Source organism: Marinobacter subterrani, from assembly GCF_001045555.1.
Taxonomy (GTDB): Bacteria; Pseudomonadota; Gammaproteobacteria; order Pseudomonadales; family Oleiphilaceae; genus Marinobacter; species Marinobacter subterrani.
Map to the genome: position 1 here is coordinate 3,053,778 of NZ_LFBU01000001.1, position 24,069 is coordinate 3,077,846.

At 60.5% G+C, this 24,069-nt stretch carries 21 protein-coding genes; 7 read left to right on the top strand and 14 right to left on the bottom strand.

Going from position 1 to position 24,069, the window contains the following annotated elements; translation table 11 throughout:
• Positions 1–7: 7 nt before the first annotated feature.
• The 5 genes from msub_RS14235 to msub_RS14255 form a co-directional block, all read right to left on the bottom strand.
• Positions 8–1,129 (bottom strand): tRNA-queuosine alpha-mannosyltransferase domain-containing protein, encoded by a 1,122-nt coding sequence (locus msub_RS14235; protein ID WP_048496617.1) that lies wholly within the window; start codon positions 1,127–1,129, stop codon positions 8–10.
• Positions 1,130–1,131: 2 nt separating this feature from the next.
• The gene (corA, locus tag msub_RS14240) at positions 1,132–2,205 is read right to left on the bottom strand and encodes a magnesium/cobalt transporter CorA (protein WP_048496618.1); all 1,074 of its coding nucleotides are present in this window, start codon (positions 2,203–2,205) and stop codon (positions 1,132–1,134) included.
• 105 nt (positions 2,206–2,310) lie between these two features.
• A complete protein-coding gene (locus tag msub_RS14245; RefSeq protein WP_048496619.1) occupies positions 2,311–3,486 on the bottom strand; it encodes an MFS transporter in 1,176 nt (391 codons plus the stop codon).
• Positions 3,483–4,280, bottom strand: a complete 798-nt coding sequence (locus msub_RS14250; RefSeq protein WP_048496620.1) for an ABC transporter permease — start codon at positions 4,278–4,280, stop codon at positions 3,483–3,485. The genes msub_RS14245 and msub_RS14250 overlap by 4 nt, the downstream gene beginning before the upstream one ends.
• Positions 4,267–4,875 carry an ABC transporter ATP-binding protein gene (locus msub_RS14255; protein ID WP_048496621.1) on the bottom strand — a complete coding sequence of 203 codons (609 nt, stop codon included), beginning with the start codon at positions 4,873–4,875 and terminating at the stop codon, positions 4,267–4,269. The genes msub_RS14250 and msub_RS14255 overlap by 14 nt, the downstream gene beginning before the upstream one ends.
• 187 nt (positions 4,876–5,062) lie before the next feature.
• Here msub_RS14255 and msub_RS14260 point away from each other — a divergent pair, with 187 nt between their 5' ends.
• Complete coding sequence (locus msub_RS14260; RefSeq protein ID WP_227506735.1) at positions 5,063–5,590, top strand: hypothetical protein; 528 nt, start codon at positions 5,063–5,065, stop codon at positions 5,588–5,590.
• A 7-nt stretch (positions 5,591–5,597) separates the two neighbouring features.
• On the opposite strand, the gene arsJ is transcribed toward msub_RS14260, so the two are convergent.
• A complete protein-coding gene (gene arsJ / locus msub_RS14265; RefSeq protein WP_048496623.1) occupies positions 5,598–6,791 on the bottom strand; it encodes an organoarsenical effux MFS transporter ArsJ in 1,194 nt (397 codons plus the stop codon).
• A 1-nt stretch (position 6,792) separates the two neighbouring features.
• Positions 6,793–7,797: an ArsJ-associated glyceraldehyde-3-phosphate dehydrogenase gene (locus msub_RS14270; RefSeq protein ID WP_048496624.1), complete on the bottom strand. Its 1,005-nt coding sequence runs from the start codon at positions 7,795–7,797 to the stop codon at positions 6,793–6,795.
• Between the two features lie 171 nt (positions 7,798–7,968).
• On the opposite strand from msub_RS14270, the gene arsB reads away from it, so the two are divergent.
• The 3 genes from arsB (at position 7,969) to corA (msub_RS14285) (ending at position 11,031) form a co-directional block, all read left to right on the top strand.
• A complete protein-coding gene (gene arsB, locus msub_RS14275) occupies positions 7,969–9,039 on the top strand; it encodes an ACR3 family arsenite efflux transporter (RefSeq protein ID WP_048496625.1) in 1,071 nt (356 codons plus the stop codon).
• Positions 9,040–9,167: 128 nt separating this feature from the next.
• The gene (locus msub_RS14280; RefSeq protein ID WP_048496626.1) at positions 9,168–9,968 is read left to right on the top strand and encodes an undecaprenyl-diphosphate phosphatase; all 801 of its coding nucleotides are present in this window, start codon (positions 9,168–9,170) and stop codon (positions 9,966–9,968) included.
• Positions 9,969–10,077: 109 nt separating this feature from the next.
• Positions 10,078–11,031, top strand: a complete 954-nt coding sequence (corA, locus tag msub_RS14285) for a magnesium/cobalt transporter CorA (RefSeq protein WP_048496627.1) — start codon at positions 10,078–10,080, stop codon at positions 11,029–11,031.
• A 72-nt stretch (positions 11,032–11,103) separates the two neighbouring features.
• On the opposite strand, the gene uvrD is transcribed toward corA (msub_RS14285), so the two are convergent.
• Both uvrD and msub_RS14295 read right to left on the bottom strand, forming a co-directional pair.
• Entirely contained in the window at positions 11,104–13,269 is a 2,166-nt protein-coding gene (gene uvrD, locus msub_RS14290) for a DNA helicase II (RefSeq protein ID WP_048496628.1), read from the bottom strand.
• Positions 13,270–13,659: 390 nt separating this feature from the next.
• A complete protein-coding gene (locus msub_RS14295; protein WP_048496629.1) occupies positions 13,660–15,111 on the bottom strand; it encodes an NAD-dependent succinate-semialdehyde dehydrogenase in 1,452 nt (483 codons plus the stop codon).
• A 171-nt stretch (positions 15,112–15,282) separates the two neighbouring features.
• On the opposite strand from msub_RS14295, the gene msub_RS14300 reads away from it, so the two are divergent.
• On the top strand, positions 15,283–16,296 hold the full coding sequence (locus msub_RS14300; protein ID WP_048496630.1) for a histone deacetylase family protein: 1,014 nt from the start codon (positions 15,283–15,285) through the stop codon (positions 16,294–16,296).
• A gap of 4 nt (positions 16,297–16,300) precedes the next feature.
• On the opposite strand, the gene thiI is transcribed toward msub_RS14300, so the two are convergent.
• Entirely contained in the window at positions 16,301–17,755 is a 1,455-nt protein-coding gene (thiI, locus tag msub_RS14305; RefSeq protein ID WP_048496631.1) for a tRNA uracil 4-sulfurtransferase ThiI, read from the bottom strand.
• A gap of 110 nt (positions 17,756–17,865) precedes the next feature.
• Here thiI and ppnN point away from each other — a divergent pair, with 110 nt between their 5' ends.
• The gene (gene ppnN / locus msub_RS14310) at positions 17,866–19,248 is read left to right on the top strand and encodes a nucleotide 5'-monophosphate nucleosidase PpnN (protein ID WP_048496632.1); all 1,383 of its coding nucleotides are present in this window, start codon (positions 17,866–17,868) and stop codon (positions 19,246–19,248) included.
• Positions 19,249–19,279: 31 nt separating this feature from the next.
• Here ppnN and msub_RS14315 read toward each other — a convergent pair whose 3' ends face one another.
• Positions 19,280–19,615, bottom strand: a complete 336-nt coding sequence (locus msub_RS14315) for a c-type cytochrome (protein ID WP_048496633.1) — start codon at positions 19,613–19,615, stop codon at positions 19,280–19,282.
• Between the two features lie 227 nt (positions 19,616–19,842).
• Between msub_RS14315 and msub_RS14320 the strand changes: the two genes are divergently transcribed.
• Positions 19,843–20,946, top strand: coding sequence for an enoyl-CoA hydratase/isomerase family protein (locus tag msub_RS14320; RefSeq protein ID WP_048496634.1), 1,104 nt, complete (start codon positions 19,843–19,845; stop codon positions 20,944–20,946).
• Between the two features lie 17 nt (positions 20,947–20,963).
• Here msub_RS14320 and msub_RS14325 read toward each other — a convergent pair whose 3' ends face one another.
• The 3 genes from msub_RS14325 to msub_RS14335 form a co-directional block, all read right to left on the bottom strand.
• Entirely contained in the window at positions 20,964–21,461 is a 498-nt protein-coding gene (locus tag msub_RS14325; RefSeq protein WP_048496635.1) for an ankyrin repeat domain-containing protein, read from the bottom strand.
• Between the two features lie 72 nt (positions 21,462–21,533).
• Positions 21,534–23,690, bottom strand: coding sequence for a tRNA(Met) cytidine acetyltransferase TmcA (locus tag msub_RS14330; protein WP_048496636.1), 2,157 nt, complete (start codon positions 23,688–23,690; stop codon positions 21,534–21,536).
• On the bottom strand, positions 23,690–24,067 hold the full coding sequence (locus msub_RS14335; RefSeq protein WP_048496637.1) for a DUF2237 family protein: 378 nt from the start codon (positions 24,065–24,067) through the stop codon (positions 23,690–23,692). Before msub_RS14335 ends, msub_RS14330 begins: the two co-directional genes overlap by 1 nt.
• Positions 24,068–24,069: the final 2 nt, after the last annotated feature.

The following is a 24,069-nucleotide window of genomic DNA, read 5'->3' on the forward strand; positions in this document are numbered from 1 at the left end:
AAACTGTTCAGGAGCTGCCTGATCCTGCGTTGATCAGGTGTTGAAACAGGGACCGGTAGTCCCCGGACAGGCTGGATGCCCGCCAACCTTCTGGCGGGCAGGTTGAATCCCCTTTTTCCAGCATGCCTTCCAGGCTGTCGGCGGCAGCTCCAGCCTCTCGCTCCGCATTCTGTTCATGGCTCTTATAGCGACAAAGGGCCGGAACGTATTCCCGATAGGCCAGCCGGTCCGGCGCCAGAGGCAGGCAACCTGAAGCCATGGCCTCGAGCATCGACAAGCCCTGGAAATCGTGCAGTGCCGTGGAAACAACAATATCCGCCTGGCGCAGCAGATGATCGTAGTCTTCACGGCTTTCCAGGAACCCCCAGTGTTCGATGCAACGATCAAACTGTTCGCGGATCCGGTCAAATGCCTTCGGATAACTGCGAAACCGCTCGCCCACCACGCTCAACCTGAACGGTACCGAGCGCTGTTCCAGCACTTGCAGGAATTTCAGCAGACGGTCGGGCCCTTTGTCGTATTCCCACCGATGGTTCCAGAGCAGATGCGGACAGGTCCTCTCCACCAGTGACGGGCGATCAGCAAATAACCGGTCTTCAATTGGCACCGGTATCACCCGGGACTTATCACGCAGAGTGTCGATCAGACCCTCGGGCACTCCGTCAGGCAGCTTCTGGCAGAACGAATCGACACCATCCAGAAAACTGTCCCGATTCCAGCCACTGTTGAACACCACACAATCGGCCGACATGGCGCTGTAGAGGTTCACCATCTGAGGGTCGGCACTGGCGTTCTGGCCACTGGATACCGGAAAAGCGAACTGGTTTTCATGCATGTAGAGCAGGGAGGGGGTATCGGCAAGACGTGGGTGCAGACCCCGCAAAGTTGCCAAATCTACCATGGATGTCGCGATAATCAGATCCCAGCGTTCCTGCAACAGCGGCTCGTTCAGCCAGCTCAATGGATTGCCGCGGATCCGCCAGCGGAAAAACCTGGGCGGCAGGACAAGACTGGCCCAACTGAAATCGGGCAGCAAGTCGATGAGTTGTTCACGCCAACGCCGATGGCTGGCGGCATCATAGCCTGAAAGCAACAGGATTCTCTTGGTGGCTTCGCCGGCATTCTGCATGACTACATCCAGCCACGCCGCCGGAAAAACCAGATCAGGCCACCGGTGATCGCAATCATCACGGCCCAGACCATCGGATAACCGTAGTACCAACCCAGTTCCGGCATGGCCCATGGGCTGTCGGCGTGCTCGAAGTTCATGCCATAAATACCCACCACGAACGTCAGCGGGATAAAGATCGTCGCAATGATGGTCAGCACCCGCATGGTCTCGTTGGTACGTTGGCTGATGCTTGAGAGATAGATATCCAGCATGCTGGTGGCCATTTCCCGGAAGCTCTCCAGCAGCTCAATGATCTGGACACTGTGGTCATGGCAATCCCGGAAGTAGACCTGGGTGTCGGCGTTGATCAGTTGATCCTCGGTTCGCATCAGGCTGGTGAGCAGCTCACGCTGTGGCCAGAGCACACGCCGCAGTACCAGAAGCTCCCGCTTCAGACCGTGGATCTGGGCCAGCGTCTGCTGGTTCGGGTTCTCCAGCAGATCGGTTTCCATCTCCTCCAACTGGTAGCCGAATTGCTCCAGCACGGGAAAGCCGGAATCTGTGATCAGATCCAGCAGCGCATAGAGCAGGTAGTCGATACCCCGGCTGGAAAACCGCCGATTATTGGGCATGCGCATGCGCTTGCGAACCGGCTCAAAAGGGTCCTCGTCCAATGGGCACAGGCAGATCAGGTAGTTTTTACCGACAAACAGGCTGATCTGGACGATCTCCAGGTTCTCGCCGTCATAGAACGGCATGGCGGCAATAAGGAACAGCTGGTCATCGTACAACTCGACCTTGGGGCGCTGCCCGGTGTTGAGGACATCCTCAAGGGCCAGGTCATGCAGATCGAACAGATCCCCGAGATTCCGCAGGGTGTCGGGATCGGCCTGCCCGTTGACCTGAATCCAGGTTTTCGACTCTCTGGCCAGATACTCCCGGCAGTCAGCCGCGCTGGCCAGGCTAACCTCCTCCACGTGTTCCTCGGTGTAATCCAAGAGGTGGAGGTTCACCGGCCGCCTTGACTCGGTCTTGGCGACCAGGGTGCCGGGCGCGGTCCCGGGGTTGTGGTAATGCTTGCTGAAATACGCCATGTCAGGTCCTTATGCGCCTTTCGTTCCGCCAATTACTCGATGCAAGCAGAGCATAGCTCATATCACCGGAAACCCGGGAAGCACGATTTTAGCTAAGCGTCCGTATCAGGTTTGAAGCCGATATCGGGCCAGGGACCACAGGCCGAACACGGGGCCGGGGAACAGCAACAGAACCACCCAGACATTCAACTGGCCCCATAATCCACTGGTCAGCCAGATGGCTGGCAGCGTCAGACCAAACCCGACCGCATTCATCACCGCCAATGAAGAGCCCACCGATTCCCTGGGCGCCGTTGCCGAGGCCAGCGCCGAGAACTGGGGCGAATCGGCGACCACAGCAATCCCCCAAACCACCAGCAAGAAAATCAACAGGACCGGAGCCAGCCCATTCAACCAGGGATACACAATGCAGAATGTTCCCGAAACCATCAGCGCCCGCCGGGCCACCCACTCACTGCCCAGGGTTCGGCTGAGCCGCCCACCGGCAATGCAGCCAGCCGACCCGATACCGATCACGGCAAACGACAACCAGGGAATCAGCGCCTCACCCTCGCCCAGACGCTGCAGTTCCCGGCCGATCAGCAGCGGCGTCAGCGTCCAGAAGGCATAGAGCTCCCACATATGGCCAAAGTAGCCACCGGCCACCGCCCGGAACCTCGGTATCCGCAGCGCCGCCAGTCCCTGGCTGAGGGGTAGCCGACCACTGCTTTTGGGCAGATGCGGCCCGTCGCCCAGCAGGAAAACCAGCAGCCCTCCGGCCAGGGCGAGACAGGACGCCGCCATCAGCGGCCACTCCCACGGCATGCCGAGCGTTGCGCCGCGCATCAGATGCGGCAGAGCTGTTCCCAGGGTAAGCATTCCCACCAGCCAGGCCAGTGCCGAACCGGCGTATTTCGGGGTCCAGGCAATCACCATTTTCATGCCCAGCGGATAGATACCGGCCAGGCACAGACCGGTAGCAAATCGCAGGAGGAAATCGATCGGTGGCACACCCGCCGCGAAAATAAATCCGCTATTTACCAGTGCTCCCAACAGGCTCGACAGCGCAAAGATCCGACTGGCGCCAAAGCGATCGGCCAGACCGGTCACCGCGATGGTCAGGGTACCCGCGATAAACCCGGCCTGCACCGCCAGTGTCAGCCGACCCAGATCACTTTCCGTCAGGCCCAGCTCACCGGCCAGCGACAGCCAGACACCGTTGATACTGAACCAGAGTGAGGTCCCGAACAGCTGGGCAAGAACAATGACAGGCAGGGGATAGCGTCTTAGCAGGTCGTTCATGATTTCACCAATCGATCCAGTCGCAAACGCTGCCGGTCGTCGAACAGTTTGCGACCACCCCAGGAAACCGCCATCAAAGCGCCGAAACCGGTACCGACGGTGATGATCAGCATCACCAGGATCTGGTATTTCACTGCCACCGCTGGCGGACTACCTGCAAGGATCTGGCCGGTCATCATGCCCGGCAGACTGACAATGCCCGCCGCCGCCATGGCGTTAATGGATGGCATCATGCCACTGCGCATCGCGTCCCTCCGGATATCCTCCAGTGCCTGTTGCCAGGTCTGGCCAAGCATCAGGCGATTCTCGATGACCGCCCGCTGACGCCAGACCGACTCATTCAACCGATCCAGCGCCAGGCTGACACCGGTCATGGTGTTGCCAAGCATCATGCCCAGTAAGGGGATGGCGTACTGCGGGGCGTACCAGGGCTCGGGGCCAATCACCACGGTCAGGGCCAGAACGGTCACCGTGAAGGACGACACAAACATCGATCCTGTGCCGATACTGAATGCCCACCAGCCCTGTAAACGTCGGCCCTGCCGTGCAACGACCTCCCGACCGGCAACCAGGAGCATGACCAATGCCAGCAAGGCAATCCAGTAAAACCCGGATGACGCAAACAGTGCCTCCAGCACCAGACCGATCAGCGCCAGCTGAATGACCGTGCGGAGTGCGGCTATCAGGAGGTTTCGGGTAATGCCCAGACGGGCAAGATAGCCCGTCGCGGCCAGGGCAAGTACCAGAAGCGCCGCCAGCCCCAACTTCCACCAGGCCAGATCAATCACTTCCATCTGCACGCTCCAGCCTGGTGCCAAGGACGCGGTAATGGGCATCAGCCACCCGATGGATCTGGCCCACATCATGGGCGACCCAGAGCACTGCGATCTGCCGCCTCCGGATTTCCTCAAGCAGCCAGGTTTCAATGACTTCTGTGCTGTCGTTATCCAGATTGGCGGTGGGTTCGTCCAGCAAAAGCGCTTCCGGCTGAAGCGCCAGGGCTCGCCAGAGCGCCAGCCGCTGTCGCTCACCTGAGGACAGTCGACTCACCGACCAGCCCATCACTTCGGTCGGGAAACCCAGAGCTGAAGGCAGTCTCGAACCCGCATCGTCCGGAAAGTGTTGCCCGACTTCATCAAACCACCACTGGCTGTCTGCCGGCACCATCATCACCCGGCTTCGCCACTGATGAGCTGGCATATCCTGCTGGCACGTATCACCCAGAGACACCCTGCCACCGTGGGGCTCCAGGTCTGCCACGGCCCGTAGCAGCCGAGTCTTGCCACTGCCCGAAGGTCCAGACAGGCAGACAACCTGCCCACCCGGCACGGTCAGTGACACATTACTCAGAGTGCCAACGCTGAGATTTTCCAGCAAAAGATCTGTCAAGATAACATCACCAGGACTCGCCAACGTTTGTAACGGCTATACCATTACACAGTGTTCCGCCAACAACCAGCCACAGGGCCAAGGACGTATGCAGCTTCGATCCCCTATAGCATTCACACTGGCCTCTGTGCTGATTGCTCCATCAGTTGCCGCCGATGTCAGCCTGGCGCCTTTCGCAGGATTTCGCATGAGCAGTTCGGTGGATATCGAGACTGCCGGGGCCAGTACGACCGATCAGATCCAGTTCCGGGATTCCCCGAGCCAGGGACTGGTGTTCAATTTCGACCTGCCGGAGCCGGGCAAACAGGGGGAGCTTTATTTTGGCCGGCAGCGCACCTCGGCCCGGCTCGACAATGGCCTCTTCGCCCCGGGTGTCAACGCCATCGACCTGACGATCTACCAGCTCCAGTTCGGCGGGCTGTATTTCCCGGGAGGCAACAACCACGGCGGATTTGTCTCCGGCGTTCTCGGGTTGACCCGCCTGGAACCGGACGATTCAGGCTATGAAACCCACCACCGGGCAGCGCTGTCTCTGGGTGGCGGCTATCAGTTCTTTCTGACTGAACAACTGCGCCTGAGGCTGGATCTACGCGGCGTCTACACCGCCCTGAACTCGGGAGGTTCAGCCTTCTGTTCCGGCGGGTGCGAATTCAGGTTCGACAGCAGCGGCTACTTGCAGGTGGAAGCGGGCGCCGGGCTGGTCATTCGGTTTTGAGGCCCGCTCAGGCCGTCACTGGCCGCCGATCGGGCAACATCGTGGATAGCAGCGCAGCCGTCGCCACCAGTCCGGACGATATCCACAAGCAGGCCTCCAATCCGTAGGCCTGATATACCCATCCGGACAGAATGGTGCCCAGCAAACGTCCGGCAGCGTTCGACATGTAATAGAAACCCACATCCAGCGACACGCCATCGCCACGGGCATAGCTAACGATGAGATAGCTGTGCAGGGATGAGTTAACGGCAAACAGCACGCCAAACAGCAGCAGGCCGCCGGTAATCACGAACTGGGGTGACCAACCCGCCGTCAGGCCAATGGCAATCGCTGCCGGAACCAGCGCCAGGGCGGCCGCCCAGAGTACAGCAGGCTGTTTGCCTTCCATGTTTCCGGTGATGCGCGGGGCAATGGTCTGGATAAAGCCATAGCCGATGATCCAGGTGGCCATAAAGCCGCCCACTTTCCAGGAGTCCCAGCCAAAGACCGTGTGCAGGTAGACCGGTAAGGCCACCACAAACCACACATCCCGGGCCCCGAACAGGAACATGCGGGCCGCAGACAAGACATTGATGGCCCGGCTTTTGGACAGGATCTCGCTGAACTTCGGCCTGGCCTTGCTCTTGCCCAGATCCTGTCCCAGCAGGAACAGGCTGGCCAGCCAGACCAGTCCCAGCGCCACCGCCATGATAACGACCGCGCCCGTAAAGCCAGCAGCCATCAGCAGGACACCACCGAGGAAAAAGCCGACACCCTTTAGGGTGTTCTTGGAACCGGTGAGAATCGCCACCCACTTGTACAGGGTGCCCTGCTGCCCATCCGGCACCAGCAGCTTGATGCCGCTCTTGGCGGACATCTTGTTCAGGTCCTTGGCAATCCCGGAGAGCGCCTGCGCCGCCATCACCCAGGGCACCGTGAGCATGGCCGCCGGTACCGCCAGCATGCCCAGCGCCACAATCTGAAGGAACAGCCCGATGTTCATGGTGCGGTTCAGCCCCATGCGGGCGCCCAGGTAACCGCCGACCAGATTGGTCACCACCCCGAAGAACTCGTAAAAGATGAACAGCAGGGCAATTTCCAGCGGCGAGTAACCCAGCTGGTGGAAATGCAGCACCACCAGCATCCGCAGGGCGCCATCGGTGAGGGTGAAGGCCCAGTAGTTGCCGGTGATCACCAGGTACTGTCGGATGGCCGCCGTCATATCAGGCAGAACCCACCCTGCGCGCCAGTTCCGCAGTGCGGTTGGCGTAGCCCCATTCGTTGTCGTACCAGGCGTAGATTTTCACATGGGTGCCGTTGACCACCAGGGTGGACAGGGCGTCAACGATGGAGGAACGCGGATCAGTCTTGTAATCGATCGACACCAGCGGTCGCTCTTCGTAACCGAGGATGCCTTTGAGCTCACCTTCAGCGGCTTCTTTCAGCAACTGATTCACCGCCGCACGATCGGTCGGTGTCTCCACCTCAAACACGCAATCGGTCAGCGACGCATTGGTTAGCGGCACGCGCACGGCATGACCATCCAGACGGCCTTTCAGTTCCGGGAATATCTCGATAATCGCCGTTGCTGAACCTGTGCTGGTGGGAATCAATGAGCTGCCACAGGCCCTCGCCCGGCGCAGATCCTTGTGGGGCGCATCGATGATGGTCTGGGTGTTGGTGAGGCTGTGAATGGTGGTGATGGAGCCGTGCTTGATGCCCAGCTTCTCATGAATCACCTTCACCACCGGCGCCAGGCAATTGGTGGTGCAGGAGGCGGCAGTGACAATGCGGTCGTTGGCCGGATCGAAAATATCATCGTTCACACCGAGGACGATGTTCTTGGCCCCGGCCTCCTTCACCGGTGCCGTCACCACGACCCGTTTCACGCCCTGGTCCAGGTAGGCCTGCAAGGCACTGACCTTCCGGTTCACACCACTGGCCTCGATCACCAGATCGCAGCCAGACCAGTCGGTTTCACCGATGGTGCGATTGTGAGTCACGCGAATGCGCTTGCCCTCGACGACGATATCCGTTCCATCCGCGGTTGCTTCCTGGCTCCAGCGGCCATGAATACTGTCAAAATTGAGCAGGTGTGCCAGGGTGCCGGCATCCGCCCCGGGGTCATTGATGGCGACAAATTCCATGTCCGGCCACTGCCAGGCAACTCGCAATACCAGACGACCAATGCGGCCAAAGCCGTTAATGCCTATCTTTATCTTGCTCATGGTTCGCTCCTGAAAGGTTCCTTCAATCCATTAAACAACAGGATGGTGACAGATACTGGACAGTCGGACGGCGTTTCATCTTCGATTTCCCACATCGACAGTTTCATGGCTATCTTACTTGGCGCACAATAGGCGCAACAATGCGGCGAGTACAGGATTCCCACGATCACGATGAGTACCAGCACTGGCCTAAAAACCACGGATTCCGGCTCCGGCGGCATGGACCTGTTCGGAAAATACCTGTCGGTCTGGGTAGCCCTGGCCATAATTGCCGGCGTAGCCCTCGGACAGTTCGCACCTGGGGTGCCGGAAACCCTGTCCCGTTTTGAGTACGCGCAGGTCTCCATTCCCATCGCCATTCTGATCTGGGCGATGATTTTCCCGATGATGGCGCAGATTGATTTCAGCGCCGTGGTGGGCGTACGAAAAGAACCGAAAGGGCTGGCCATTACGACCGTTGTGAACTGGCTGATCAAGCCCTTCACCATGTTCGCCATCGCCTGGTTCTTTCTGATGGTGGTGTTCGAGCCATGGATCGCTCCGGATCTGGCCAGCGAATACCTGGCCGGCGCGATCCTGCTGGGTGCGGCGCCCTGCACCGCCATGGTGTTCGTCTGGAGCTACCTGACCAGAGGCGATCCCGCCTACACCCTGGTACAGGTATCGCTGAACGACCTCATCATGCTGTTCGCCTTTGCCCCTATTGTGGTGTTCCTGCTGGGCATTTCCGATATACAGGTGCCCTGGGATACCGTGCTGCTATCCGTAGTCCTGTACATCGTGATTCCGCTAACTGCCGGCTATCTGACCCGCCGCGCCCTGATCTCCCGCCACGGCCAGCAGTGGTACGACGACGTCTTCATGAAGCGGCTCAGCCCGGTCACCCCGGCGGCGCTGATCGTCACCCTGGTGCTGCTATTCGCCTTCCAGGGCGAAGTGATCCTGAACAATCCCCTGCACATCGTGCTGATCGCCGTCCCCCTGATTGTTCAGACCTTCCTGATTTTCTTCCTGGCCTACGGCTGGGCAAAAGTCTGGAAAGTGCGCCATTGCATCGCCGCACCCGGTGCCATGATCGGTGCCAGCAACTTCTTCGAACTGGCCGTGGCCGCGGCCATCGCCCTGTTCGGCCTGCAATCCGGCGCCGCCCTGGCAACCGTGGTTGGCGTTCTGGTGGAGGTACCACTGATGCTGGTGCTTGTTCGAATTGCCAACAAGACCCGGAACCGGTTCCCGGTATAGCTCCCGGCAGCCAGCACCGGGTATTGACCACGGCGCCGGCATCGTTCGCATCATCTGTTCAGCCTATCGCCACCCTGCTAATATCGCGCCCACATTTCTGACGCTCTGAATCCAACGGGACCCATGCAATGGACGTTTTCCACGCTCTCTTCCTTGGCATCCTCCAGGGACTGACCGAATTCCTGCCTATCTCAAGCTCTGCCCACCTGATACTCACGCCGAGCCTGCTGGGCTGGGACGATCAGGGCGTCGGTTTCGATCTGGCGGTGCACGTGGGCACCCTGACGGCGGTGGTGCTGTATTTTCATCGCGACGTACTGGGCCTGACCCGGGACGGCGTCCAGTCCCTGGTCCATCGCCGTTTTATCGGCCGGGGCAACCTCGCCTGGTTCCTGGTCATCGGCACCATTCCCGCCGGTCTCGGCGGGCTTGCCCTGCTCGACCTGATCGACAATGAGCTTCGTTCGGCCAGCATCATCTTTGTAACCACCCTGGTCTTTGGCCTGTTGCTCGGCTGGGCCGACTGGCGGCCCAACAAGGGCCGCGCGATCGAATCCCTGACCTGGAGAGATGCCCTCCTGGTTGGCCTGGCCCAGGCGCTCGCGCTGGTGCCCGGCACATCCCGCTCCGGCGCCACCATTACCGCCGGCCTGTTTCTGGGGCTGAGCCGCGAGGCCGCTTCCCGGTTCTCTTTCCTGCTCGCGATTCCCATCACGGCCCTGGCTGCCGCGGCCAAACTTCTGGAGGTAGCTGCGTCCGACGTTGCCGTGGACTGGACCGGCTTTCTTATCGGAGGTATCACCTCCTTCGTCATGGCCATTACCGCTATCCATTTCTTCCTGAAATGGCTGAACCAGGTAGGTATGTGGCCCTACGTAGTGTATCGAGTAATTCTTGCTGTAATAATCTACGCGGTGCTTATGCACTAGACTGTTATGGAATCTCTGAATAAGCCCCGGCAAAACGGCAAAGCCAGCACGAAGTTACCGGGGTTTATTCAGAGGCTCCGAGAACCGCCATCCATTCGGAGATATGCCCATGCTGAGACTCTTCAAGATCGTCAACGGCCTGATCAAGGAGCTGGACGTTCCGGACACGGACATCCGCAAACGGCTGAATGAAGCCGACTGGATTGACGCCCACGAGCCCACCGAGGACGAGCGACAGATCCTCCAGGGACTCCTGAAAACCGACATTCCCGAGTTTGATGACGTCGAGGAAATCGAAGCCTCCGCCCGCTGTTTTGTTGACCAGGCCGGGGTACATGTTCACTCACTTTTCCTGACCCAGAACGAAGGACGGTTTTCGACTGTATCAGTAGCCTGCATTCTTCAGACACACACCCTGATCACCGTTCGCGAGGGTGAACTGGCTGATTTCAGATTGCTCAGGATGCGCGCCCGGCGGGGCCAGGTCGAGGCTCAGGACGCTGCGGAGCTTCTGGTGACGCTGCTCGAACAGAAAGTGGAAAACCATGCTGACGGTCTGGAAGACCTGCACCGGCAGCTTGAAGACGTCAGCTACCTGGTACTCGAAGACGAAGAGGCCGAGCTGGACGAGGCCATCAACCGCCTGGCCAAGCTGGAGGACAGCAACGGGAAGACCCGCCTGTGCCTGATGGATACCCAGCGCAACATCTCGTTCCTGCTCAGACACCTCCGCAAGGAAGGCGAGCTCCGCGAAACGCTCCGGGAAATCAATCGGGACATCGAAACCCTGATGTCCCACACCACCTTCCTGTTCGACAAGATCAACTTCCTGATGGACTCCACCCAGGGCTTCATCAACATCGAGCAGAACCAGATCATCAAAATCTTCTCGATTGCCGCCGTGGTATTCCTGCCACCAACACTCATCGCCAGTATTTACGGCATGAACTTCGAGCATATGCCGGAGCTCAAGTGGTTACTCGGCTACCCCTGGGCCCTCGGCCTGATGGTGCTGGCGGGTATCGCGCCCTACTGGTACTTCAAGCGCAAGGGCTGGCTGTAATCAATCCGGGGTCAGATGAAAACGGGGTCAGATGAAAAGTTCATCTGACCCCGTTTTCATCTGACCCCATCTTCAACACGCCTCCAGCGGCGCATAGGCCAGCACCAGCCACTTGGCGCCCTCATCAAAGTTCACCTGTACACGAGTGTGATGCCCGGTACCCTCGGAGTTCATTACGATGCCTTCGCCGAATTTCGGGTGACGCACGCGCTGCCCCAGGCTGAACCCGGACTGCTGGGCTGAATCCTGCGCGAACAGGCTCTCATTGGGCCGTGCCACCATGGCTGGACGGGTCACCGTATTGCGCAAGCGCACTTCCTGAAGACAGTCACCGGGGATTTCCCGCACGAACCGGGACAGGGCGTTGAACTTTTCCTGGCCGTACAGACGGCGGGATTCAGCGTAAGTGAGCACCAGTTTTTTCATGGCCCGGGTAATGCCCACATAGGCCAGGCGGCGTTCTTCCTCCATGCGACCCGGTTCTTCCAGGGACATGCCGTGGGGGAACAGGCCCTCTTCCACTCCCGCCAGAAACACCAGCGGAAACTCCAGGCCCTTGGCAGAGTGCAGGGTCATCAACTGAACGCTGTCTTCATGGTCTTCCGCCTGGGATTCACCCGCGTCCAGGGCCGCCTGGGCGATGAATTCTGACAGGGGATCAACGCCGTCTTCCACTTCATAATCCGAGAGGGCGTTAACCAGCTCCTCCAGGTTTTCCACCCGGGCCTGACCTTTCTCGCCTTTTTCGCTGGCGTGGTAATCCTTCAGCCCACTGTTCTCAATGGTCTGTTTCATCAGGCCCTGCAGCGAAGCATCGCCCACCATTTCGGACAGGCCTTCGATGATGGCGATAAACGACTGCAGTCCGGTTTTGGCCCTGCCTTTCACCTGCCCGGCTTCCAGCAGCCGTTCGGCGGATTCCCACAGGGAAATGCCCTGTTCCGTGGCGTATTCCCGAAGCTCAGCCAGGCTCTTGGCGCCGATGCCCCGGGGCGGGACGTTAACCACCCGCTCGAAGGCTGCGTCATCGCGCCGGTACTGTACCAGTCGCAAATACGCCAATGCGTTACGGATTTCCTGGCGGTCATAGAATCGCAGGCCGCCGTAGACCCGGTAAGGAATGCCCTGGCGCATCAGGGATTCTTCCAGCACCCGGGACTGGGCGTTGGACCGATACAGGATGGCCGACTCACTGCGCAGGTTGCCGTCCTGAACCCAGGCGGAAATGCTGTCGGCAATGTAATTGGCTTCGTCCTGCTCGTTGAAGGCGGCGTACAGGCTGATCGGCTCGCCTTCCGGACCATCGGTCCAGAGCTCCTTGCCGAGCCGACCCTGATTGTTGGCGATCACCGCGTTGGCCGCCTTCAGGATCATCTGGGTAGACCGGTAGTTCTGCTCCAGCCGCACCAGCCGGGCATTAGGGAAATCCCGCTGGTATTGCTGGATGTTCTCGACCTTGGCACCCCGCCAGCCGTAGATGGACTGATCGTCGTCCCCCACCACCGTCATTGGCACCCGATTGCTGGCGAGCACCTGCAGCCAGGCGTATTGAATGGTGTTGGTGTCCTGGAACTCGTCTACCAGAATGTGCTGGAACCGGCTCTGGTAATGGGCCAGAAGCTCCGGCCGGTGCAGCCAGAGCTCGTGGGAACGCAACAGCAGCTCACCGAAATCCACCAGGCCACCCTGCTGGCAGAGCTTCTCGTACTGGCGATAGATCTTCAGCATGATCGACAGGAAATGGTCGCCCGGGTTTTCCTGGATGTGATCGGCCCGCAACCCCTCGTCCTTCTGGCTGTTGATAAACCACTGGGCCTGCTTCGGCGGCCACTTGCTCTCGTCGATCTGGTTTTCCCGCATCACCCGCTTGATCAGCCGAAGCTGATCGTCGCTGTCCAGCACCTGGAAGTTCTCCGGCAGGCCGGCGTCTTTCCAGTGTGAACGCAGCAGACGGTGAGCGATGCCATGAAAGGTGCCAAACCAGAGGCCACGGGCAGGAATCTGCATCATCTGCTCGATGCGGTAGCGCATTTCCTTGGCGGCCTTGTTGGTGAAGGTCACCGCCAGGATACCGGTGGGGGGCACACGATCTACGGTCATCAACCAGGCAATCCGATGGACCAGGACGCGGGTTTTGCCACTTCCGGCGCCGGCCAGAACCAAAAGGTGGTCGTTCTGGGCAGTGACAGCTTCACGTTGGGCATCGTTCAACGGATCGATGATGTGGGAGACGTCCATAAAGAATCGGTTCGCTACTGGTTAAATAAACAGGTCTGAGAGTATAACAGGAGAAATGCGGGATTTCCGGGTGGGGATATTTTCAGCTGGCTTGTCGGATTACGCTTTGCTAATCCGACCTACTCATGTCAGGCGAGAAGATTTGATAAACCCTCACCCACTGTCAGAAAGAGCGCGGGGGAGGTTCCCCTTCAGGACTGTCTGTGGCCATGGATGGCCACAGCCAAGCGCACATGGGTGAGGCCGAGCGCTTATGAAGCGAAGCTTCATGCGACAGCCGAACGACTGCAATCTATGATTGCAGGCTGGACCCGCATGCGGGTGCTCGTAGCGTGTCCTGAAGGGGAACCTCCCCCGTGCGACACCCCCACAGGGACGAGGGCTTTTCTTTTAGAAACCTCTCGGCACGGTTTGGGCTTCCACAAACTCGAACAGACCTTCCAGGCCGCCTTCCCGGCCAATACCAGAAGCCTTCATGCCACCAAACGGCGCTTCCGGCGTCGGGCCGGTGCCAGTGTTCCAGCCGCAGTGGCCGAAACGCAGGCCGGCAGCCACACGCTGGGCGCGCTCGGCATCGCCGGTGAACACGTAGGAAGCCAGGCCGAACTCGGTGTCGTTACCGGCATCGATGACTTCCTCCTCCGTGCGGAACAGGGCCATGGGCACCAACGGGCCGAAGGTCTCTTCCTGGTAGCAGTACATGTCGCGGTTGATTCCCTGAACCACCGTGGGCGGGAAGAACAGGTTGCCATTCAGATCGCCAGGCTGCTTGCCGGCGACCAGCTTCGCGCCTTTATCGAGAGCATCCTCAAGGTGACGCTTCACTTTGTCGAAGCCGGCCTGGTTGATCAGCGGCCCGAGATCCACATCGCCGTTGATGCCGTCACCGACGGTCATCTTGTTGACCCGCTCGGCAAGCTTCTGGCCAAAGGCATCGGCTACCTTCTCGTGCACGAAGATCCGGTTGGCGCAGACGCAGGTCTGGCCGCCACCGCGGAATTTGTTGGCGATCAGGTTGTCGGCGGCCGCGTCCAGGTCGGCATCGTCAAAGACGATGAACGGCGCGTTACCACCCAGCTCAAGGGCCAGCTTCTTGACCTGCTCGGCGGTGTCGACGAGCAACTTGCGGCCCACTTCGGTTGAACCGGTGAAGCTGAGCATGGGTACATCGGGACTTTCGCACAGCACCTTGCCGATCACACTGGCCTTGCCCATCACCAGATTGACCATGCCGTCCGGCATGTCGGTGTGTTTGTCCATCAGGGTGAACAGGGCAATCATGGTCAGCGGGGTTTCACTGGCCGGTTTGATCACGGACGGGCAACCTGCCGCCAGTGCCGCTGAGAGTTTCTTGGCGATCATGCCGATGGGGAAGTTCCAGGGCGTGATCAGGCCGGCCACACCGATCGGCCGGTAATGCACAGTCCAGGTGCAGTCCTTGGGCTTTTCCGGGATGGTGTGGGCGTCCAGTGCCTGTATGTGCTTGGAGCAGTAGTCGAAAAAGCCGGCCGCGTAATCCACTTCACCCTGGGCTTCCTGCAGCGGTTTTCCATGCTCCATGCAGAGAATCCGGCCAACCTCTTCCTTGTTGGCTTTCAGGGCGTCCCGAATGTCTTCGAGCCATTTTCGGCGGGTTTCAATCGAATACGGACTGGTCAGTTTCAGGGCTGATTTGCCGGCAGCCACAGCCGCCAGAATGTCCTGCTCCGGCATTGACGGTACTTTCGCGATGACTTTACCGGTGGCGGGATTGTAGACATCAAAGGTATTGCCTTCAGCAGTGTCTGTCCAGCGACCGCCAATGTAGCCAGTCATTTTTTCCAAAAGTGGTGACTCAATCATCTTGGCTCCTTTTCGGTGTTTGGCGGCGTCCCTTGCGGGACGGCATTGCGTCATTGGCTTATGTCTTTCATAGTGAGTGTTGTGGCTGAGCCTGTAAAGTCAAGGGCCGGCTATTGATCATCCTCCGACCGTGCCTATACTCGGAGAACCAGACATCCAGGAGGCCAGGCCATGAAAGCATTTTTCCATCCTGCACAGGACCAGCACATTCCCAAGACCTACTTCACGCGGGGCCAGATGCGCCAGCCCCAGGAAGTGCCGGACCGCACCGAGCAGATGCTGAATGGCCTGAAGCAAATGGGTGTTTCCGTGCTTCAGCCGGCCGACCAGGGCGCCGGCCCCATTTCAAAGGTTCATGATCTGGGCTATCTGCGTTTCCTGGAATCCGCCCATCGCCGCTGGAAAGAAATGGGAGACTGGGGTGACGAGGTGATGTCGAACATCTTTGTCCGCTCGCCCAACCATCTCACCGGCATTCTGGCCGAAGCCGCCCGATACCAGGCGGATGGCAGTTCGCCGATTGGCGAGAACACCTGGCACGCCGCCTACTGGTCTGCCCAGACGGCGCTCGGGGCCGCCGACGCCCTGATTGCCGGTGAGCGCACTTCCTACGCCGTGTGTCGCCCGCCCGGGCATCATGCCCGCAGGGACGCCGCCGGGGGCTTCTGCTACCTGAACAATGCCGCGATTGCCGCCGAGCACATGAAAAGCCGGTTCCCGAAAATCGTGATTCTCGACACCGACATGCACCACGGCCAGGGTGTTCAGGAGATCTTCTACGACCGGAGTGATGTGCTCTATATCTCCATCCACGGCGACCCCACCAATTTCTACCCGGTGGTCACCGGCTATGAAAACGAACGGGGCGAAGGTGACGGTTTCGGCTACAACATCAATATGCCCATGCCCCATGGCTCATCGGAGGATGATTTCTTCGCGAAACTGGACGAAGCCCTGGCGGCCATCAAACTGTTCCAGCCCGATGCGCTGGTTCTCGCGCTCGGTTTTGACATCTACAAGGACGATCCCCAGGCCAAGGTGTCGGTGTCTTCGGAAGGCTTTTGCAAGCTCAGTACCCGGGTGCGCCAGTTGGGCCTGCCGATGCTGGTGGTCCAGGAAGGGGGTTATGATCTGGACACCCTCAGCGAGAATGTCCAGCAGTTCTTCAAGGGGCTGGAAGGCTGAAATCTCAGAGGGCGGGCGCGTATACCTTGACGTTTTCGTGCCCCTCGGCTTTCAGGTGCCCCGCATGCATCCGGCTCATGGTGCCGTGATCGCAATACAGCAGGTAATGGCGATTTCCGGGCAGGCCTGACATCTGCTGGTTCAGTTCGTAGAAGGGTATCTGCAGGATTTCATTGCTGGTCAGCTCCAGCGGCGACAGTTCGCCCTCCAAGGGATGGCGCACGTCGATGATCACGTCATCGACCGCAGGTGTCCTCACCAGTTCGATGTCCTCCGGCGTAACCTTGGTGTCAAGCAACCGGTTCACCGGCGTTTCCTCCCGGGTTTCAATGGCGGTTGCCAGCACCGTGGTGTCCATCCGGGCTTCATCTTCCTCCACCCGATGCAGTCTTGCGCGGGTCGCCGGCTTCCGGGAGATCACGCCGCAGTATTCGGGCATGGTGCGGGCATAGGATTCGGTGCCGATGTCCCGGGCAATCCGGATAATGGATTCCTTGTCCATGGACACCAGCGGGCGCAGAACCACTTCGTCGCTGGCACGGTCCACGACGTTCAGGTTGCTCAGGGTCTGGCTCGACACCTGGGCCACGGCATCACCGGTGACCAGGCCAAGCGAATTATTCTTGCGGGCAATCTCCGCCGCTGCCTTGAGCATCTGACGTTTCAGCACCACGCCCCAATGGCGATGACTCACCGACCGCATGATCTCGGCCACCACGCCCTCAAACGGCACGGAGATAAACTTGGCACTGTGCGAGGCGCCATACCGGTCCCAGAGGTAATACACCACCTGGCGCACGCCAACCTCGTGGGCAGGGCCACCGAGGTTGAAAAACAGAAAGTGATTGCGAAGCCCCCGCCGCATCATCAGGTACGCCGCTACCGAGGAATCGTAGCCTCCGGAAATCAAAGTAAGCACATTTTCGACACTGCCCAGGGGATAACCGCCCAACCCCCGGTGCTTGCGATGGGCAATATGGAACTGATCGCCCTGGACTTCGATGCGCACCTCAACCTGCGGTGATTTCAGGTCAACCCCGGCAGCGCCGGATGCCTGCATCAGTGCAGCACCGACGGTCCTCTCCAGATCAATGGAGCGGAAGCTGTGCTCGCCGTGGCGCCGTGCCCTGACCGCGAAGGTCTTGCCGGCCAATCGCCCTAAGAATGCTTCGACTGCCTTTTGCGCAACGTCATCAAGGCTGACCAGCGGAAACACACCGATTTCCTGAATGGTGGAAATGCCCGGAATGCGCAACAGGGCATCGACCACCGGCCCGGACAGCCCGCGGCCATCGGGCACCTGCACATCCACCCGGTCCCAACTGCCTTCAACCTGGATTTCCGGGTCGAGCCGGGCCAGCAACTTGCGGATGTTCTGCCGCAAATGGCGCATCTGTTGACGGCGAACGGGCTTGCTTTTGATGGCTACTTCCGGAGCGGGACGAATCAGCAGTTTCATAAATCGGAATTTTGTCGGGTGGCGTATGAACGTGAAAGCGCTTAGTGTAACGTTTTGACTCCTTGCCTCAAAATCAGGCATTGCCGCAACATTCAGGAGCGTTACCGTTAATGCAGGAAATGACCATCAATGCCCTGGTTTCCCCTGAGGGCAGCCTTGAAATTCTTTCCAACCACGAGGTCAACCGGCTCAAGGATCGCAGCGAGGGTGGTCTCTATCGCCTCTTCCGCCAGTGTGCGCTCGCGGTTCTGAACACCGGCATAGAAACCGACGACTGCAAGACCCTGATGGAATCCCATGCCGACTTCGATGTCCGGCTGGTACCGCAGCCCCGGGGCCTGAAGCTGGAACTGATCAATGCCCCGGCCCATGCCTTTGTGGATGGGGAAATGCTGAGGGCATTCCGGGAGCACCTTTTTTCGGTGCTCAGGGATATCATTTACTCGCACTCCATTCCCCAGTCGGCCGCTGGCTTCCAGCGCGATGACCCGGAAGACATTACCAATTACGTTTTCCACATCCTGCGCAATGCGCGGGTGCTAGAGGCCGGCCGGCAGCCCGACCTGGTGGTGTGCTGGGGCGGCCACTCGATCGGTCAGGAAGAATATCAGTACAGCAAGGAAGTGGGCCACCAACTGGGCCTGAGATCCCTGAGCATCTGCACTGGTTGCGGGCCGGGCGCGATGAAGGGCCCCATGAAGGGTGCCACCATTGGCCATGCCAAGCAGCGGGTAAAGAATGGCCGCTACATTGGCATCACCGAGCCCGGCATCATCGGTGCCGAGGCGCCGAACCCCATCGTGAATGAACTGGTGATCATGCCGGACATTGAAAAACGCCTGGAGGCGTTCGTCCGCTGCGGCCACGGGGTGATTGTGTTCCCGGGCGGTGTCGGTACCGCTGAGGAAATTCTTTACCTGCTGGGCATTCTGCTGCACCCGGACAATGTTGATCTGCCCTTCCCGGTGGTCTTCACCGGCCAGCAGGAGAATGCCGAGTATTTCGAGATGATCGACCGGTTCATCCGCAACGCGCTGGGCGACGAGGCAGCCAGCAAATATGAAATCATCATTGATGATCCGGTGCGTGTCGCACAGACCATGAAAAAAGGCATGAAGGAGGTGGAAACCTTCCGGCGCGCCATGCAGGACGCATATTATTTCAACTGGATGCTGAAAATCGATCCGGTGTTCCAGTTACCCTTTGAGCCGAATCACGACAATATGCGGGCGCTTGAGCTGCACCGGGACCAGCCCGTGCACCTGATCGCCGCCAACCTGCGCAAGGCCTTCAGCGGTATCGTTGCCGGGAATGTCAAGGAAGGAGGAATCCGCCAGGTTCAGGAGAAGGGACCGTTTGAGATTGCCGGTGACCCGAGCCTGATCAGGCCGCTGGAAGCCATGCTGGAGCAGTTTGTTGCGCAGAACCGGATGAAGCTGCCGGGCTCTTCGGCCTATCGACCCAGTTACCGGATTGTCAGCGGAGCGACCTGAGCCGCACCACTGACCGGTAGGTCAGAGCGGCTTACTTGCCGCCGCCTGCAGGGAGGCTGGACCAGTATGCCGCCAGGTTGGCAATGTCTTCATCGCTCAGGGCAGCCGCCTGGCCCTGCATGATGACCGCCTGGCCACCAGTGCGCTGCTTGTTCTTGTAGGCCTTGAGTGCCAACACCAGGTATTGCTCGTTCTGGCCGGCCAGGTTCGGGTAGGTTGGGATCTGTGCGATGCCATTGGCGCCGTGACAGGCAGCGCAGACAGCCGCCTTGGCTTTACCGGCAGCAAGATCAGCCGCCGAAGCTACCGCAGGAAGCGCAGCGCCGAAGGCAAGAATTCCCGCAACAGCGTAGTGTTTCAGATTCATGGTTCATTCCCTCTCATCTTTTTACGATTTTTGGCCGGCAGCCGGGACCGGCCAGTAAACTGACTAGAACTTATAGCACACAGCCCCGGAACCTCAAATGCGATAAATCAAGGACCCTCCTTCGACGATCGTCCTCTTTATCTGCGCAGGCGGTTGGGGTGCCATTAGTGAGATAGTACGGCCATTTCGGTACCAAAGATTATTTTCATTGTCCGGAGATACACTCAATGCCTGTAGAGGCCCAGGAACTTGTCTGTCGCGAAGGTCACATTGGCCTGCTGACACTGAACTCACCCGGCGCCCTGAACGCCCTTTCCGAGCGCATGTTTGAGCAGGCCCAGGAGGCACTGGTCCGCTGGGCCGACGACGATCGGATCTGCCTTGTTGTCCTGCAGGGCGCCGGTGACCGGGGATTCTGCGCCGGCGGTGATATCCGGGAACTGTACCATGCGCTGCAGGACCCCACCGATCCCGGGAAGCCCGCCCGTGTCTTCCGCCAGGAATACCGGTTGGATTACTGCCTCCACCGGTTTCCCAAACCCGTTGTTGGGCTTGCCCACGGTATCGTCATGGGCGGTGGCCTGGGCCTGCTTGCCGGGTGCCGGTACCGGCTGGTGACGCCGGATCTGACGCTTGCCATGCCAGAAATCAGCATCGGCCTGTTCCCGGATGTCGGGGCCAGTTGGTTCCTGAACCGGCTTCCCGGCCGACTGGGCCTGTTCATGGGATTGACCGGCGCCCGCCTGAATGCCGCGGACAGCCTTCGCGTCGGCCTGGCCGACCTGGCCATCCTGCCGGAGGATCGCACTGCCCTGCTGGAACGGTTGCAGGGCGAGCGCTGGACCGGCCAGGCGGCGGCCGATGACAATCGCCTGTTCCGGCTACTCAATCAGCTCCAGGCCCCGGATTACCGGGCGCTGCCGGCAAGCCAGCTGGAGCGGCATGAGCAATACATTGCCCGGCTCAGCGCCGGCGACGAGCTACCGGAGGTCATTGATCAGCTCCTCTCGGCCGAGGTGGACAGCGAGTGGTGGGCCAGTTGTATGAACACCCTCAGAACGGGATGCCCGGTGTCGGCATGGCTGGTGTGGACACAATTGAAAAAGGCCCAGCAGATGCCCCTGAGGGATATTTTCCGGATGGAACTGGCCATGGTCTCGGAGTGCATCCGCAGGCCCGACCTGCGCGAGGGCATCCGGGCCCTGGCCATCGATAAGGACCGCCAGCCCCGGTGGTCCTATGATCGGCTTGCCGATGTCCCCGAGGCGGTGGTTGCCGCCCATTTCGTGCCGGAATGGGACGACGAAACCGACCCGATGGGACTGGAATAGCCTGTCGGCCGCTTTTGCTAGAGTGACGCGCCGGCCTGGACCAGCAGCATCTCCAGGTCCCGGCTGTTGTTGGCGCGGGCGACATCCAGCGCTGTCTTGCCGCTGGCTGAGCGGTAATTCACGTCGGCGCCGGCGGACAGCAGCATTTCGGCGGTTAGCAGATCGCCGCCGGCGACAACTTTCATGAGCAGGGATTCCCCACCCTGGCTGACATTGACGTTGGCACCGGCCGACAGCAACACCTTGACCACCGACAAATGCCCGTTCGCCGCGGCGCGCATCACCGGGGTATAGCCCTGCGAGTCCCGGGCATTGACTCTGGCGCCCGCCGACAGGAGCAGTTGCACTCGCCGTTTTTCACCATTGGCTGCGGCTGACACCAGAAGTGCATCAGCCTCGGCCAGGTCCTGCGGTGAGAGCTTTACCGGCTGTTTCTGGGACGCGCATGCGGAGAGAAAGCTGAGCAGAACAAGCACGATCAGCGCAAAACGGTGGGAGCCGGTTCCATTGGCCATAACGAACAATCTCTGTGAATGGATAAGTGGGCCTATTCTGGGCAGCCCGCGCACGGAATTAAATCGAGCGGTTCACAACTCCGGCCCGTTTTCCAGCAGATCCCGAACCAGTTGCCGCAAACCGTCCTCACCGTCTTTTTGCCCAAGACACAGCCGCTCTGCCTGAATTCGCTGCCATGACCGGCCCTGCAGTACCGCGCGACACCAAAGGGCAAGCGGCTCCTGATGCAGCAGCCACGCCATGACCCCCGGTACCCGGCTCAGTTGTCGCAGCACCGGAACCGTCATCCGGAAGCCGCGGTGGCCGTTGGCGAAATGGTGCAGATCCCTCAGGTCGTCGCTATCCGGCCGCGGGCCCGGAGGCAGGTCTGCGGTGATGCCCGCCAGCAGGCTCGGTTCAAGCTCGGGCCAGTTCTCCGGTGCCAGTGTCAGCCAGTGGCGGGCCAGCCGGCTCCGGATGCGCCCGGCCATTTCCCGCCCGGATGAACTCAGGCCCAGAAGCATCTGCAGCGGGTATTCGCCACTGGACGCCTCCTGGTGCAGACCGGTCCGCACCACCTGCAGGCCGCAGCCCTGCCAGAACGCCAGCAGATCGGTACTGCCACCAAAGCTGGTGCCGAGATAATCCAGGCCCTGGTGGCTGGCGACATCCCGTGCTGCCTCGACCAGGCGATGACCGATACCCAGCCGCCGGGAATCCGCCGCCACGGCGATTCGGACCACGCGCAGGCACCGCAGGGAGGCGGCCTCCGGGTAACCGCTATGGCTGGCCAGGGACTGCGGCAGCAGGTGACCCCGGATACGCCGGGTACCGAGGCTGATCTGGTCCGCAAGCGCGGGTGCCAGGCCGCCTTCGAGGGCACACCAGAGCACACCAACAGTTCGGTCGCCGATCCGGGCCCGCCAGCTATGAGCAGCGGGATCGTCCAGCCACTGCCGAAGGTCCGCGGGGGAGGTGCGGTAATGGGCGTCCACCAACAGGCCGAAAGCCGCGGACAATTCCGTATCAGTGGTCCGGGCCGGCTGCCAGGGCTCGATGATCAGTTGTTCGCCAGGGCCAGACGTTTCTGTGGGCTCACCTTCGTCCGCCGCCAGCATAAACAGTTCCGAAATCAGGGCTTCCAGCGGATCGCCTTCGGCCCAGCGCACCGGCTGGGCCAGAGTCAGTGCTTGCCAGTGGGGCGTCCACTGATCCAGCACCCGGCGAAAGCGAATGGCGAAGCCCCTTCCGGCGCCTTCGTAACCGTGCACGGTGGTGGCAAAGGCCACTCTGGGCCAGCCCAGAAGTACGGCCTTGAGCAGCGGTGCCGGAATGGCGGCGGCCTCATCCACCATCACCACCTCGGCTTCCGGCCCAGCCGCCAGCATGTCCCGGATCGGCAGATACTTCAGGCAGCACCCGGCCCGGGTCGTCAGCTCTCCGGGGCTCTCGTTTTCCAACTGATCGCCCAGTGTTTCGCGGGCATGCCGGAACAGGGTTTCGACGTTATGGTGCGCCGGCGCCGACACAAGGATGTTGCGCCTGCCCTGTTGCAGCAGTTTCGCCGCGGCAATGCCCAGGGCCGCCGATTTGCCCCGGCCCCGGTCAGCAGTGACCACAACCGGGCGGCGCCGACGGCCCAGGCCAAACCGGACCAGCCGACCGATCAGATGTTGCTGGTCACTGGTGGTTTCAACACGGAACCCGGTCTCGGGCAAGGCGGGAACGGGCAGGCGCGGCAGCGCTGTCTGGTCCGGAAACACTCGGATAACCGCCGGGTGATCGGAAACCAGCCCGGCCATGCGGGCGGCAAAAGGATGTCCGCCGTCATGGTCCAGGCCGGTCCGGCCGTAATCCGGGTCGGCAAAACGCCGCCACTGGTGCAGGGGCGGCATCAACCAGAACAGCAGTCCTCCGGCGGTGAGCGCGCCGGACAATGCCGCAAAGGCGTCCGGCGGATTGCCCTGCCAGCCATCCCAGGCGATGACCGAGAGTTCCCGGCCGAGCCATTTCCGGGCTGATGACGGCACCAGCTGGTTCAGCCGGTGGTCCGGGGAGTCTTCAGCGGGGCCGGTCCAGACACCGGTCGTCATCGCCAGGCCCGGCAACAGGGCGGCCAGCCACTGAACGGCGGCATCGCGGTCGCCTTCCAGCAGGACCAGCCGGCGTTCGCCGCTGGTCGCAAGGCTGCGTTGCAGGCGTTGCCAGGCAGCAAGATCTGGCAGCTGATCAGACCCTGCGTGGCGCATCAGCTAAGGTCGGCACCGTGGGCCTTGAGGTCGTCAAGGGCGCACTTTTCCAGAGCGGCCTGGTGGGTGGCCCGCAGGCGCACTCTTGGCGCGCAGCCGGCTTCGAAAGCTTCCTGCCAGCGGGCGGCGCACAGGCACCAGCTGTCGCCGGCTTTCAGGCCTTCGAAGCCGAACTCGGGTCTGGGGGTGCTGAGGTCGTTGCCCCGGGCTTTGGAGAATTCGAGGAAGTCGTCGGTGACCACGGCACAGACGGCGTGCAGGCCAAAGTCATCGGGGCCGACGTTGCAGCAGCCATCGCGGTAGAAGCCGGTAATCGGGTCTTTGCCGCAGGCTTCCAGTTTTTCGCCTAGTACATTTACGGATTCTGACATTTCCATTA